The organism is Thiomicrorhabdus sp., from assembly GCF_041583835.1.
Classification (GTDB): Bacteria; Pseudomonadota; Gammaproteobacteria; order Thiomicrospirales; family Thiomicrospiraceae; genus Thiomicrorhabdus.
The window spans coordinates 40,810-54,423 of the sequence record NZ_JBFHFC010000005.1 but is presented as its reverse complement, the minus strand read 5'-3'; the positions used below and the strand labels follow the sequence as shown (position 1 = coordinate 54,423).

The following is a 13,614-nucleotide window of genomic DNA, read 5'->3' as shown; positions in this document are numbered from 1 at the left end:
ATAAGGATTCAAATGTCAGAAAACGAGCAGACGGTTGCATACGGCATGGGCGACGCTACATATCAAGCTGTCGGAGGTCACGCAGGGCTGGTAAAGTTGGTGGATGATTTTTACGATGCGATGGAGACCTTGCCCGAAGCGAAAAAAATCCGTGCGATGCACCGCGATGATTTGACCGAATCGAGGGACAAACTGGTACATTTCCTATCGGGTTGGATGAACGGCCCGCAGATCTATGCCGAAAAATACGGTTCCATTAATATTCCGATGGCGCATGCCCATATCCGTGTGGACGAATCGGATCGGGATGCGTGGTTGTTGTGTATGCAGACCGCGTTGGCGAAACAAGGCTATCCTCAAGCGCTGCAGGATTATCTGATGCAGCAGCTGTTCCGTCCGGCGGAACGGATTCGTCAAGTGAGTGAAATGCATCATCAGTAATCTAGAGAAGCGGGTTTTTTTAATCGTTAAGCTTTTTGCAGTTGTTGCTTGGTCGTAAAGCTATTGACCAATTGTTTTAAATATTCCGCATCTTGTTTGAGCTCGACCGAGTGGTGTGCCGAACTTTCCACCATGTTGGCATTTTGTTGGGCGATGGATTCCATGTTATTCATAGCTTGATTGACTTCTTGGATGCCTTTGGCTTGTTCTTCACTAGAAATCGAGATTTCCTCGACAATCGTCACAACCTTATTGATGGAATCAGAAATGATTCCGAACGCCTGTCCGGATTGTTCGGCGAGTTCCGACCCTCTTCCCACCTTTTGAGTGACTTCTTCAATCAAAAGCTTGATCTCTTGAGCGGCATCGGAAGATTTGCTGGCGAGAGAGCGCACTTCGCCGGCGACAACGGCGAATCCGCGACCCTGTTCGCCTGCTCGAGCCGCTTCAACTGCGGCATTCAGGGCCAATAGGTTGGTTTGGAAGGCGATACTGTCGATAAGAGTGACGATCTCTTCAATCTTATTGCTTGAATCTTGAATCTCGTGCATCGACAGAATGGTGGATTGCATGACCTTTTCACCTTTTTGCGCTTCCTCTTTGGTTGCATTACTCAGTTGGTTGGCTAGACGTGCGTTTTCCGATGCTTGGGTGACGCTGGAAGTCATCTCTTCGATTGCCGCTGCGGTCTGTTCCAGAGAGGATGCCTCTTGTTGGGTGCGTTTTGCCAAGCTGGTGCTGGTTGTAGAAACCCGGTTGGAGCCTTGTTCGACTTCAAGCGCCGTTTCATTCACTTTAGCAATGGTATTGGATAGATTGTTCAGTGCGTTGTTCAGGTCGTTTTGAACCTTGTTGACGGTTCCGCTGAATTTTCCTTGTATGGTGTGGGTAAGATCGTTGGAAGAGATCGCATCGGCGTATTCGCTTATTTCCGAGAACGCTCTATCAACCTCGCTGACGGAATGATTGATGACCTCTTTCAATATCTCGAGATCTCCCGGCAATTCACTTTGGATGCGATGGTCGAACAGTCCCTGCGAAACGTGGTTCATGACGGTGCGGATCTCTTCGTGTGCGGATTCGAGGAAATGCATGGAATGATCTACCTTGGCTTTAAGTGCTCCTTTGACGGTTGCACTCATGCGGACATTAAAGCGGCCGTTTTCCAAAGCGACCATAATCTCTTCAAGTGCATCCATGGTATTGTCCACACTGTCCACGGCCTGATTGAGATTGAGTCTCAGTTTTTCGAAGTCGCCGGTGTATTCTTGGTTGATGCGCTGTTTGAATTCGCCTTGTGCAATGGCAGTGATGATTTGATTGATATGGTTCATTTCATCGGAGATTTTATTGAGCAAGCCGTTGTAGGTATTGGCTATGTCTCCGAACTCGTCTTTGAGGTTGTGTTTGATTGGGTGACTGAAATTTCCGGTTTCCCGGGTGTGCTGCATACCCTTGGTTAAAATCGATACGCCTTTTAGAACTTTAAATGTCGTTTGTATCAGAATAAAGACGATTACCAGGATAGCCAAGATGGCGATGGTCCATAGGGTAAAGCCGATATTGCGGTGTTGTTGAACCAGGATGGTGTTGATGTGTTCTTGTAATTCTTGTAAGGGTTTTTCTGTTGCGTGAATAGAGGCCCTTACTTCGCCTTGCAGTCCGGAATTTTCGTCCAGACCTTTTTTCTGTTCGGCTTCAAACAGCGCTAGAAAGTCGGTTTTATATTTATTCATCGCCGCCATAACGGTATTTTTTTGGTCGGGATATAAGCTGCTGGATACTAAATTTTGTTCGAATTTAGTGAAGTTCTTAAGGAATTTATCTCGGTATTTGTCTGCAAATCTCAACATAAAATCTTTTTCGTTACGGCGAAGCATTAGCATGTCTGCCGTCAGGGCAATCTGGCCGGTCTCTTTTAAAAGCCCTTCCGCTTTGTGTACCGAATCTCTTAGGCTGCCATATAGTCCGTCCTTGGGAGTTAAGCCGATGTTTTTTTGTAATTCGGACAGTGCGATAAAGCGTTCACGGTATTGAAGCAACAGTGAGGATAGAGATTCAATCACGGCATTGGATTGGTTGATTTCCGTTAAGTTGTGAGAGAGTTGCTGGATATTTTCTTGGGTTTGGGTGTAGGTAGCGTTGAATTGGTCGATGTATTTTGTGTCCTTACGTATTAGAAAGTCTTTTTCTTGCTTGCGTAATTCCAGAAGATGGCTATGGACCTGTTGCGAGAATGTGGAGGTTTCTTCGAGTTGTTGGATTTTATCCAAGGAGGTATTGATGGCAATCATAAGCCCCCCTAAACTCAGTAGAACGATGGTAAGAACAAGAGTGAAGCGGGACTTAAGTGAATGCATATTCTCTCCTGGAATACCTGATATTTGTATGGAAATCAGTCTATTACATTTTGGAGAGAATAAGAAGTAATAATATTTATGACGTGGTATTTATTACTTATTTAATGAAATGCTTATTTAATTATCAGCGAATCATACCGATGTTTCCAAGGATTCGATTGATATCCGCTCTTTCCGGACGATAACTTCTAGGTGCGTCCTTTAAATCACCATTGCTTAAAGCCCCTGCGCAGGTCAGACGGTAAACATTGGGTTGTTTATCGGATTTTAAGTACAGGTGTACTAAATCCATGGTTTCTGGACGATCATAATTATCCATAGCCAACATGATCGGGTCTCTGGCGATGTCGGTCTGAATAGCCGCGTATTGATTGGACGCAAATTGCATGGATCGATCGGTTCGAGCTATTTGCTCTTCGCCTAGTTGGACACGGCTGATGATAAAACTCTCTGGTTGAATCGTAACGGCTTGCTTGGACATTTCGTAGAGTTCGATACGGCAATGCTGTTCGCTATGGTTAAACCCGCTGCCGGTTACTTCGCCGAACTGAATGAATTGGCGGGTTTTCTCTGCAGGAAAGGTAATGGCTTGTTTAAGCACAAAAGTTTCACCCGCTTGAACATCCATCATACTTTTAGGTGGTGTTAAAGAGCAGCTGGAAAGTAGGGAAAATCCGATGATAAAGCCGGCTGTTATCCACTTGTTTTTGTAGTAAAAAGAGTGCATTTTCACCTCCGAGGTAGGGATTGCGTTGGATGCCTAGTTGAATAGGATTAGCTTATGGTAAAATACACTACTATTTTATGAAAGTTTTATTTGATTGCCTATAGTGTCGACCCATAATCGGCCATATCCACAAAGGAAAGCAACATGGATGCGCAAATTTCAAATTATGATGTCATTGTCGTAGGTGGCGGGCATGCGGGAACGGAAGCGGCCTTAGCGTCTGCTCGCATGGGTTTGAAAACCTTGTTGCTGACTCATAATATCGATACCTTGGGGCAGATGTCATGTAACCCGGCTATTGGCGGAATCGGTAAGGGTCATCTGGTTAAGGAAGTCGACGCGTTGGGCGGTGCGATGGCATTGGCAATTGACGAAGCTGGAATTCAGTTCCGTATTTTAAACGCATCCAAAGGTCCAGCCGTGCGTGCGACTCGTGCCCAGGCCGACCGTGTTCTATACCGCCAGGCGATCCGTACCCGTTTGGAAAATCAGGTTAACCTGTCTATTTTCCAGCAGCCGGTAGAAGACCTGATTTTGGAAGGCGATCACGTTCGTGGCGTCGAAACCAAAATGGGCCTTAAGTTTTATGCGAACCAAGTCGTGTTAACGGTCGGTACATTCCTGGCCGGAAGAATTCATATCGGTCTACAGAACTATGAAGGCGGACGCGCCGGGGATGCGCCTGCGAATCGTTTGGCCGCTCGTTTACGTGAAATCAATTTGCCGGTGGGGCGTTTGAAAACCGGTACCCCTCCTCGTATCGATGCACGTACGGTTAATTTCGATGCGATGCAGATTCAACACGGCGACGATCCGGCACCGGTCTTTTCCTATATGGGCAAGCGTTCGATGCATCCGCAGCAGATTCCTTGCTACATTACTTATACTAATGCACAGACGCATGAAGCCATTATGGCTTCTTTGGATCAGTCACCCATGTATTCGGATCAAGGGGAGATCGACAGTGTCGGCCCGCGTTATTGTCCGTCGATTGAAGACAAGGTAATGCGTTTCGCCGATAAGGATCGCCATCAGGTTTTTATCGAGCCGGAAGGCTTGGCCAGTATCGAACTTTACCCGAACGGAATTTCAACCAGTTTGCCGTTCGAAACTCAGATGCAGATCGTACGCTCTATGGAAGGTTTGGAAAACGCACGCATCATGCGCCCTGGCTATGCGATTGAATACGACTATTTCGACCCGCGTGGCCTGAAACCGACCCTTGAAAGCCAACACATCCACGGATTGTTCTTTGCCGGACAGATCAACGGTACCACCGGTTATGAAGAAGCCGCCGCCCAAGGGATTTTAGCGGGTATGAACGCGGCACGCCGTGCGCAGGTAAAAGAGCAATGGTATCCGCGACGCGATGAAGCGTATCTGGGTGTTTTGGTGGATGACTTGATTACATTAGGTACCAGCGAACCTTATCGTATGTTTACATCGCGAGCGGAATACCGCCTGATGCTGCGCGAAGACAATGCCGACCAGCGTTTGACGCCGATTGCGCGTGAATTCGGCTTGATCGACGATGTCCGTTGGATGGCATTTGAAAGCAAGATGGAAGCATTGGAAAAAGAGTTGGATCGTTTGAAGCAGACTTGGATCTACCCTGCGCATGCCGAAGCGAAGAAAGCCGAAGAGTTGATGGCACTGCCTCTGAGTAAAGAGCAGAGTCTATTTGATTTGTTGAAACGTCCGAACGTTGCCTATAATGCTTTGGCGGAACTTGAGGTCTTCGGTGATGGCGTCGATTCCGAAGCGGTGGTCGATCAGATTGAAATTGAAGCGAAATATTCCGGTTATATCGAACGTCAGAAGCAGGAAATCGATAAGATGAAGCGTTCGGAATCGGTCAAGATTCCGGAAGATTTGGATTTGGATAAGATTTCCGGACTTTCAAATGAAGTGAAGCAGAAGTTGCGTGACCATAAGCCTGCAACATTGGGCATGGCCGGCCGAATTTCGGGTATTACCCCTGCGGCCATTTCCATCTTGCTGATTTCAATCAAAAAGCATCGTGCAGGTAATAAGGTTGCCTAAATTCACTATGGATCAAGAAAAATTAAGAATTCAATTGCAACAAGGGATTGGAGAGATCGGAATCGATCTGCCCGAGTCGGCGATCGATAAGTTGATGGCCTATTTGACGTTGTTGGAAAAGTGGAATAAGGTTTATAACCTTACGGCGATTAGAGATCCTCGGGAGATGCTGGTTAAGCATTTGCTGGACAGCTTGAGTATCGTGCCTCATATTAGTGGTCAAAGATTGATCGACGTGGGTACGGGCGGAGGATTGCCGGGAATTCCTTTGGCGATTTGTTACCCCGATAAGCAAGTTGATTTGTTGGACAGTAACAGCAAGAAAACCCGTTTTTTGATACAGGCTAAGGCTGAGCTGGGATTGCAAAATACCACTATATTCCATCAGCGGGTTGAAACCTATCAGCCGGAAGAATTATACGACGGCATTGTTTCGAGAGCGTTTGCTTCGCTTGAAGATATGTTGCATTGGACCTCACATCTGTTAAAGCCTGACGGATATTGGTGGGCGATGAAAGCGCAGAAAGATTTTGAAGATTATTCAGACTTACCGGGCCAGGTGAAAATCGAGGCCATGATTGATTTGCATGTTCCCGGGTTGGAGGCGCAACGTATGTTGATTAAAGCCTGTAAACCGGCGGAATTGTAATAAACTTATATAACTCAAGATTAAATACTAAAAGACTAGGTGAGAGTTCGTGGGCAGAGTGATTGCGTTGGCAAATCAGAAAGGGGGCGTGGGGAAAACCACAACCAGTGTCAATTTAGCGGCCTCTTTGGCGCGTTTGGGAAAAAAGGTTTTATTGATTGATCTTGATCCTCAAGGCAATAGTACCGTCGCTATCGGGGTGGACAAAGACAATCTTGAGAATTCGGTTTTTGAAGTGTTGGTGGGTGAATCCAAAGCCCGCTCGGCGATTCAGCATGTTGAGTTGGCAAATTTGGATTTGATGCCGGCCAATGGTGATTTGACGGCGGCCGAAGTCGCACTTTTGGAAGAGAATATGGGACCGAAACGTTTACGTAAGGCCCTTAAGAAAGTGCGGACCGAATACGATGCGGTATTGATTGATTGTCCTCCGACGTTGAATATGCTGACATTGAACGCTTTGACTGCTGCTGACGGCATCGTCGTTCCGGTACAGTGCGAATACTTTGCACTGGAAGGTCTTTCTGCCTTAATGGATACGATTGAGACGATTAAAGAAGAGCTTAACCCAAGTTTACATATCGACGGCTTGTTAAGAACGATGCATGATCGCCGTAATAATTTAGCCAATGACGTTTCAAATCAGTTGGTTGCACATTTCGGAATGAAAGTGCTGCAAACCATTATTCCAAGAAATGTGCGATTGGCGGAAGCGCCGAGTTATGGTGAATCAATTTTGGATTATGACGCCTCTTCAAATGGTGCCATTGCTTATCTTGCTTTGGCAAATGAACTGATAAGAAAAACACAAATTTAAATTAACTCTGACAATAGAAAAAGAAGGTAGGGTAACCGTGGCAAAAAAACGCTCAGGAATGGGGAATCGTGGCATTCACGCCATGATTGGTGCAAAACAGAAGTCAGAGAATAGCAATACCGATCTACGTATCGAAAAGCTTTCGGTCACACAGTTACAGGCGGGTGTGTATCAGCCTCGTCAACAGTTTGACGAGACGGCATTGAGAGAGCTGGCTGATTCCATTCGTGTACAGGGTGTCGTGCAACCCATTGTCGTCAAGGCGCTGGATGATGATCGTTATGAGATCATTGCCGGTGAACGTCGTTGGCGAGCGGCTCAGCTAGCAGGTCTTGATAAGGTTCCGGTTGTAGTCCGTCAGGCGGATAGCCAGGCAACATTGGCGATGGCATTGATTGAAAACATTCAGCGTGAAGACCTGAATCCAATTGAAACCGCCATTGGTTTACAGCGCCTGTTAAAAGAGTTCGAGTTAACCCAGCAGGAAGTGGCGGACGCGGTTGGGCGTTCACGTACGGCAGTATCGAACTTATTAAGACTGTTGAAGTTACCGCAGAGTGTACAGGATGCCTTGCATGAAGGGCTGATCAGCATGGGGCATGCCCGTGCCATTATTACGTTGCCTGAAGAAGTTCAGTTGGAGTTGACAGAAAAAGCCATTGATAAGGGATGGTCAGTCAGAGAGATGGAAGAGGCGGTACAACAGATATTGGTACCATCGAAAGTAATTAAAGAAGCTAAGAAAAAACAAATTCCCGGATTTGAAGAAATTCAACAGAAACAAAAACAACTTGCCGATAAGATTGCCGCTCCAGTGAAGATCAATCATCGTGAAAACGGTAAAGGAAAGCTGGAAATTAGCTATGACAATTTGGAAGAATTGAACCGGTTATTAAATCTTTTTTAAAAAAGAGAAAATTGATTGAAAATCTCAATCATAAAAATTTTGTTTTGATGACGAATATATCTAGTGGCCTAAACTTAATGATATACAGCATGTAGTAAGTTTAAACCAAGCCCCTAGAAAAAACACAGAAAAACAAACTTATAAGCTAGCTTTTGACGTCATAAAGCTTTATTATGTGCGGCCGTTTAGCTTGAACAATTTTCAACTAAAAAGTATCATTAATAGAGTTTGTCATCGAATGAGTGATTCAAATAAAGAGCCACAAAAATCAAAAGCAGGTGACGCGCCGAAACCAGCGGTAAATTTCCTATTGATGGGCGCCGGATCGATTTTTACATCCATGATCGTGGCGGGATTTTTAGTTGGTTATGCGTTAGATCAGCTATTTGAAACGACACCAATATTTTTACTTTTGTGTGGTCTGCTTGGTTTTATAGGCGGCACACAAAAGGTGATGAGGCTTTCGAGTAAGTTGGACCCGGTTGTAGAAGAAAAGAAAGATGATCAAAAATCTTAGTCAACCGTTGAAAATCCAAGGCATTATCGGCTTGATCGCCGTGGTTATTTTTGCTACTCAAGGTCAGTTGTGGTCAGCTGTTTACGGCTTGTTTATCGGTTTAATGAACGTGTTGATGCTAAGCATTACGTTCAAGAAAGCCAATGATAAAGCGGCAGAAGACCCTAAATTTGGAATTTTAGTTTTATATTTGAGTGCAGTCGTCAGGTTTATTCTGTTGGCTGTGTTGTTTGTTTTAGGGCTGGCGCTCTTTAAGTTCGAACCGATGGCGGTTGTACTGACATTCGTTGTCATGCAAATCGGCCAGATGTTCAATCTTAAAGGTAAGCGTCGTTTGACTGACTAAGGAGAAGACCCTTGAGTGCTGAAAAGATGGGAACTGTCGAGTATATTCAACATCACTTGACAAATAATCACATAGGCGAAGGTTTCTGGACATTTAACCTGGATACCATTGTTGTAAGTTTATTGCTTGGCGCGCTGATCGTTTTTGTAGCGGCACGTTTAGGTAAACAGATTGAGGCTGGAACGCCTGGTGGATTCCAAAACTTTGTTGAATCCATTCTTGATTTCGTATCTACCAATGTGAGAGACGCTTTTCCTGGTCACAATCCTTTAATTGCACCTTTAGCGTTAACCATTTTCTTATGGGTTTGGTTAATGAACTTCATGGACTTGATCCCTGTAGATCTTCTTCCATATTTGTATCAGTTGATTACCGGTGATGCCCATGCACACTTGAAGGTTGTACCTACTACTGATTTGAATACAACATTGGCAATGGCGTTTACGGTTTTTGCTCTGATTCTTTTCTATAACATCAAAATCAAAGGTGTGGGCGGTTTCATCAAAATGTTCCTATTCCACCCTTTCGGAAAGTTCTTTATCCCGGTTAACGTTGTAATGACCATGATCGAAGAAGTTTCTAAACCACTTTCTCTTGCTCTGCGTTTGTTCGGTAACATGTTCGCGGGTGAGCTGGTATTCCTACTGATCGCATTGATTGGTGGAACTTTAGCAGTGGGTGCCGCTGCGCTATTCTGGGCACCTTTACAAATCCTACTAGATTTAGGTTGGTTGATTTTCCACTTGTTGGTTATCACCCTACAGGCCTTCATCTTTATGGTGCTTACAATTGTTTATCTAGGTATGGCTCACGACGAAGGTCACTGAGTCTGACTTAGGAACAATAAAAAGAATAGGTGGTTCTTCGGAACCGCCAAAAAGGTTTAAGCGCACCTGCTTTGAGGTTTCATAATGAGGTCTGAAGTAAAAAGCTTTATTTTTAACTTTTATTTTTTTTAATTTTAACTTGTAAAACTTTAGGAGAAAGTCGATGGAAGTAACTGCTACTATGATTGCTGATATCTACTCTGCAACTGCTATTGGTGTAGGCGTAATTTTGGCTGCTGCTGGTCTTGGTTCAGCAATTGGTTGGGGTCTGATCTGTTCAAAAACTTTAGAAGGTATCGCACGTCAGCCTGAAATGCGTCCTGCATTGATGACTAACATGTTCATCTTCGCTGGTTTGATGGAATCTTTCCCATTCATCATCCTAGCTTTCGCTATGTGGTTCCTATTCGCTAACCCATTCATCGGTGCAATGACAGCTGCTTTGGGTGCTTAATCCAAACCGCTTAATTAAATCGAAAATTTAATTTTTTAAATAACGAATGGCGATGTAACCACTGTGAGTATTAACGCAACGCTTCTCATCCAGATTATTGCATTTGTGCTATTAGTCTGGTTTGTGAACAAAGTGCTGTGGGGGCCGCTGTCTAAGCTAATGGAAGAACGTCAGAAGAAAATCGCTGACGGTCTTTCTGCCGCTGAGAAAGGTAAGCATGAACTTGAGTTAGCCGAACAAAAAGCAAAAGAAGTGCTTAAGGAAGCTAAAGCTCAAGCTCAAAACATACTAAGTCAAGCTGAAAAGCGTAGCTCTGAAATCGTAGAAGATGCGAAAGTAAAAGCAAACGAAGAAGCTGACCGTATTAAAGCTGCCGCCCAAGCAGAAATTGAGCAAGAAGTTAGTCGTGCAAGAGAAGATCTTCGTAAAGAAGTCGCTTCTTTGGTTGTAACTGGTGCAGAAAAGATTCTTCAGAAAGAAGTTGATGCATCAGCACACAATGACATGCTTGAAACCTTAGTTAAATCAATCTAAGGAAAACTTCTATGGCAGAATTAATGACAATTGCAAGACCCTATGCTGAAGCTGCCTTTGCGGTTGCAAAGGAAAAAAATCAGCTAACAGAGTGGTCGGACGAGCTGGCAAATCTAGCGACTATTGCTTCAGATGAAGCAATGCAAGCAATGATGGCCAACCCATCTTATACGGATGAAAATATAGTTTCTGTATTTGAATCTGTAATGGGAGCGAATCTTTCCGCTGAAGGTAAAAACCTTTTAACTGTAATGGCTGAAAATAAACGTTTAGCCGCACTTCCTGCACTTTCAGAAACTTTTGAAGAGTTGAAAGCACAGGAAGAGAAACGTGTAAGAGCGACGGTTATTTCAGCGCGTAAAGCTACGGTTGAGCAGAAGAAAAAATTAAGTGCTGCTTTAAATGCTAAGTTTGATGCCGAAGTAGAGATTACTTATGAGGAAGATCCAAGCTTAATCGCTGGTATCAAAATCAAAGTCGGCGACTGGGCCATCGATGGTTCAGCAGTATCACAACTTAACAAACTTGGCGCAGCAATCGCCCAATAATGGAGAGGAACACACATGCAATTGAATGCCTCTGAAATCAGTAACCTAATTAAAGACCGCATCGCAGGTTTTGATGGTGCTGCAGAGTCTGGCAGTGAAGGGACAGTCGTTAGCATCGCTGACGGTATTGCTCTTATTCACGGCGTGTCAGATGTAATGTATGGTGAGATGGTTCAATTCGACGAAAACACTTTCGGTATGGCGCTTAACCTTGAGCGTGATTCTGTTGGTGTGGTTATTCTTGGCGAATATGAGCACATCTCAGAAGGTGACAAAGTCACTTGTACTGGTCGTATCTTAGAAGTACCAGTTGGTCCTGAACTTAACGGCCGCGTCGTTGACGCTTTGGGTCGTCCAATCGATGGTAAAGGTTCAATCGACGCTAAGATCACTTCACCAATCGAGCGTATCGCTCCTGGTGTTATCGATCGTAAGTCTGTTGATCAGCCTATGATGACCGGTATTAAGTCTATCGACTCTATGATTCCAGTTGGTCGTGGTCAGCGTGAGTTGATCATCGGTGACCGTCAGACTGGTAAAACTGCAATTGCTATCGATGCGATCATTTCCCAGAAAAACACTGGTGTTAAATGTATCTACGTTGCAATGGGTCAGAAAGCTTCAACCGTTAATAACGTTGTTCGCAAGCTAGAAGAATACGGCGCAATGGATAACACAGTTATCGTTGCTGCTAACGCTTCAGATCCTGCTGCTCTTCAGTACATGGCAGCTTATGCTGGTTGTGCGATGGGTGAGTACTATCGTGACCGTGGTGAAGATGCATTGATCATTTATGATGATTTGACCAAGCAAGCTCAGGCTTACCGTCAAATTTCATTGTTGCTACGTCGTCCTCCTGGACGTGAAGCTTTCCCTGGTGATGTTTTCTATCTACATTCACGTCTACTTGAGCGTGCTGCTCGTGTAAACGAAGATTATGTTGAAAGATTCACTAACGGTGAAGTAAAAGGTAAGACCGGTTCTTTGACTGCTCTACCTATTATTGAAACTCAAGCGGGTGACGTTTCTGCATTCGTACCGACTAACGTAATTTCGATCACTGATGGTCAGATCTTCCTTGAAACTGGATTGTTCACTCAAGGTATCCGTCCTGCTGTGAACGCTGGTCTTTCTGTATCACGTGTTGGTGGTGCTGCTCAGACTAAAGCGATCAAGAAATTGGGTGGTGGTATTCGTCTTGACTTGGCACAGTACCGTGAATTGGCTGCTTTCGCTCAGTTCGCATCAGATCTTGATGCTGCAACTAAAGCACAGCTAGAACGTGGTAAGCGTGTAACTGAGTTGATGAAGCAGAAGCAGTATTCACCTTTGACTATCGCAGAGATGGCAACGTCATTATATGCTGCAAACGAAGGTTACTTAGACGACATCGAAGTTGAAAAAGTACTAGATTTTGAAGCTGCGTTACATGCCTCCCTAAACTCTGAACATGCTGAACTAGCCGCCAAGATCAATGAGAAAGGTGGTTGGGATGATGAAATCGTAACAGGTGTTAAAGCTTGTATCGAGTCATTCAAAGCAAACGGCGTTTACTAAGATAAGGGGTAGGCCATGGCAGGCGGTAGTAAAGAAATACGAGCCAAAATTGGTTCCGTAACAAATACCAAGAAAATCACCAAAGCCATGGAAATGGTGGCGGCTTCTAAAATGCGTAGAGCGCAAGCTCGCATGGAAGCTACCAAACCATACGTCGAAAAAGTGAAGAGAGTAATCGAACACGTTTCCGGTGCACATCCTGAGTATAAGCATCCTTATACTCAGACTCGTGAAACGGTTAAACGTGTTGCATTGATTGTCATCTCTTCTGATCGAGGTTTATGTGGTGGTTTAAACTCAAACTTATTCCGTAAGGCTTTGCCACAGCTTAAGGCGTGGAAAGAACAAGGTGTTGAGGTTGAGCTTGCTCTGGTTGGTAATAAAGCTAAAACATTCTTCCGTAGTTACGGTGGTAATGTTGTAGCTGCAGTTTCTGACCTAGGTGATACGCCTCATATTGAGGACTTAGTTGGTACCATCAAAGTTGTTTTAGACAAGTTTGATGCGGGTGAGATCGATGAAGTATATTTGGCTTCAAACGAATTCGTCAACACGATGGCACAAAACCCGAATATCCAGCAGTTAGTACCTCTTCAGTCTGTTGAGTCAGATAGCGAAACGTATTGGGATTATTTGTATGAACCTGATGCTAAAACCGCATTGGATTTATTGATGCGTCGCTATGTTGAAAGCACTGTTTTTGGTGCCGTTGTTGAAAACGCTGCTTGTGAGCAGGGTGCTCGTATGATGGCAATGAAGAATGCAACAGACAACGCCGGTGAAATGATTAACGAGTTGAAATTGTCTTACAACAAAGCTCGTCAAGCTGCAATCACAGCGGAACTTTCTGAGATTGTTAGTGGTTCATCCGCTGTTTAAGTTTGAAG

At 44.5% G+C, this 13,614-nt stretch carries 15 protein-coding genes; 13 read left to right on the top strand and 2 right to left on the bottom strand.

Annotated elements, in window-relative coordinates; all coding sequences use genetic code 11:
* The first annotated feature begins 12 nt into the window (after positions 1 to 12).
* Positions 13 to 441, top strand: coding sequence for a group II truncated hemoglobin (locus ABY044_RS04150; protein ID WP_373018464.1), 429 nt, complete (start codon positions 13 to 15; stop codon positions 439 to 441).
* Between the two features lie 26 nt (positions 442 to 467).
* On the opposite strand, the gene ABY044_RS04145 is transcribed toward ABY044_RS04150, so the two are convergent.
* Positions 468 to 2,801, bottom strand: a complete 2,334-nt coding sequence (locus ABY044_RS04145; protein ID WP_373018462.1) for a methyl-accepting chemotaxis protein — start codon at positions 2,799 to 2,801, stop codon at positions 468 to 470.
* Between the two features lie 124 nt (positions 2,802 to 2,925).
* Positions 2,926 to 3,528 (bottom strand): hypothetical protein, encoded by a 603-nt coding sequence (locus ABY044_RS04140; RefSeq protein ID WP_373018460.1) that lies wholly within the window; start codon positions 3,526 to 3,528, stop codon positions 2,926 to 2,928.
* 144 nt (positions 3,529 to 3,672) lie between these two features.
* Between ABY044_RS04140 and mnmG the strand changes: the two genes are divergently transcribed.
* From mnmG to atpG, 12 genes are all read left to right on the top strand, one after another.
* A complete protein-coding gene (gene mnmG / locus ABY044_RS04135; protein ID WP_373018458.1) occupies positions 3,673 to 5,571 on the top strand; it encodes a tRNA uridine-5-carboxymethylaminomethyl(34) synthesis enzyme MnmG in 1,899 nt (632 codons plus the stop codon).
* 7 nt (positions 5,572 to 5,578) lie between these two features.
* Complete coding sequence (gene rsmG, locus ABY044_RS04130) at positions 5,579 to 6,220, top strand: 16S rRNA (guanine(527)-N(7))-methyltransferase RsmG (protein ID WP_373018456.1); 642 nt, start codon at positions 5,579 to 5,581, stop codon at positions 6,218 to 6,220.
* 49 nt (positions 6,221 to 6,269) lie between these two features.
* Positions 6,270 to 7,037 (top strand): ParA family protein, encoded by a 768-nt coding sequence (locus ABY044_RS04125; RefSeq protein ID WP_373018454.1) that lies wholly within the window; start codon positions 6,270 to 6,272, stop codon positions 7,035 to 7,037.
* Positions 7,038 to 7,074: 37 nt separating this feature from the next.
* Positions 7,075 to 7,944 carry a ParB/RepB/Spo0J family partition protein gene (locus ABY044_RS04120; RefSeq protein WP_373018452.1) on the top strand — a complete coding sequence of 290 codons (870 nt, stop codon included), beginning with the start codon at positions 7,075 to 7,077 and terminating at the stop codon, positions 7,942 to 7,944.
* A gap of 238 nt (positions 7,945 to 8,182) precedes the next feature.
* Positions 8,183 to 8,461, top strand: a complete 279-nt coding sequence (locus ABY044_RS04115) for an AtpZ/AtpI family protein (RefSeq protein ID WP_373018450.1) — start codon at positions 8,183 to 8,185, stop codon at positions 8,459 to 8,461.
* Positions 8,445 to 8,807: an ATP synthase subunit I gene (locus tag ABY044_RS04110; RefSeq protein ID WP_373018448.1), complete on the top strand. Its 363-nt coding sequence runs from the start codon at positions 8,445 to 8,447 to the stop codon at positions 8,805 to 8,807. Before ABY044_RS04115 ends, ABY044_RS04110 begins: the two co-directional genes overlap by 17 nt.
* Before the next feature lie 11 nt (positions 8,808 to 8,818).
* Positions 8,819 to 9,634 carry a F0F1 ATP synthase subunit A gene (gene atpB / locus ABY044_RS04105; protein ID WP_373018446.1) on the top strand — a complete coding sequence of 272 codons (816 nt, stop codon included), beginning with the start codon at positions 8,819 to 8,821 and terminating at the stop codon, positions 9,632 to 9,634.
* Between the two features lie 163 nt (positions 9,635 to 9,797).
* Positions 9,798 to 10,088 (top strand): F0F1 ATP synthase subunit C, encoded by a 291-nt coding sequence (atpE, locus tag ABY044_RS04100; RefSeq protein ID WP_279420403.1) that lies wholly within the window; start codon positions 9,798 to 9,800, stop codon positions 10,086 to 10,088.
* Positions 10,089 to 10,151: 63 nt separating this feature from the next.
* Entirely contained in the window at positions 10,152 to 10,622 is a 471-nt protein-coding gene (locus ABY044_RS04095) for a F0F1 ATP synthase subunit B (RefSeq protein ID WP_373018444.1), read from the top strand.
* An 11-nt stretch (positions 10,623 to 10,633) separates the two neighbouring features.
* Positions 10,634 to 11,170, top strand: a complete 537-nt coding sequence (locus ABY044_RS04090; protein ID WP_373018442.1) for a F0F1 ATP synthase subunit delta — start codon at positions 10,634 to 10,636, stop codon at positions 11,168 to 11,170.
* Between the two features lie 15 nt (positions 11,171 to 11,185).
* Positions 11,186 to 12,727 (top strand): F0F1 ATP synthase subunit alpha, encoded by a 1,542-nt coding sequence (gene atpA, locus ABY044_RS04085; protein WP_373018440.1) that lies wholly within the window; start codon positions 11,186 to 11,188, stop codon positions 12,725 to 12,727.
* Between the two features lie 15 nt (positions 12,728 to 12,742).
* Entirely contained in the window at positions 12,743 to 13,606 is an 864-nt protein-coding gene (gene atpG, locus ABY044_RS04080) for a F0F1 ATP synthase subunit gamma (RefSeq protein ID WP_373018438.1), read from the top strand.
* Positions 13,607 to 13,614: the final 8 nt, after the last annotated feature.

Coding starts and splice junctions, on each gene's coding strand:
- ABY044_RS04150 (WP_373018464.1), top strand. CDS start 13: ATGTCAGAAAACGAGCAGACGGTTGCATACGGCATGGGCGACGCTACA.
- ABY044_RS04145 (WP_373018462.1), bottom strand. CDS start 2,801: ATGCATTCACTTAAGTCCCGCTTCACTCTTGTTCTTACCATCGTTCTA.
- ABY044_RS04140 (WP_373018460.1), bottom strand. CDS start 3,528: ATGCACTCTTTTTACTACAAAAACAAGTGGATAACAGCCGGCTTTATC.
- mnmG (WP_373018458.1), top strand. CDS start 3,673: ATGGATGCGCAAATTTCAAATTATGATGTCATTGTCGTAGGTGGCGGG.
- rsmG (WP_373018456.1), top strand. CDS start 5,579: ATGGATCAAGAAAAATTAAGAATTCAATTGCAACAAGGGATTGGAGAG.
- ABY044_RS04115 (WP_373018450.1), top strand. CDS start 8,183: ATGAGTGATTCAAATAAAGAGCCACAAAAATCAAAAGCAGGTGACGCG.
- ABY044_RS04110 (WP_373018448.1), top strand. CDS start 8,445: ATGATCAAAAATCTTAGTCAACCGTTGAAAATCCAAGGCATTATCGGC.
- atpE (WP_279420403.1), top strand. CDS start 9,798: ATGGAAGTAACTGCTACTATGATTGCTGATATCTACTCTGCAACTGCT.
- ABY044_RS04090 (WP_373018442.1), top strand. CDS start 10,634: ATGGCAGAATTAATGACAATTGCAAGACCCTATGCTGAAGCTGCCTTT.
- atpA (WP_373018440.1), top strand. CDS start 11,186: ATGCAATTGAATGCCTCTGAAATCAGTAACCTAATTAAAGACCGCATC.
- atpG (WP_373018438.1), top strand. CDS start 12,743: ATGGCAGGCGGTAGTAAAGAAATACGAGCCAAAATTGGTTCCGTAACA.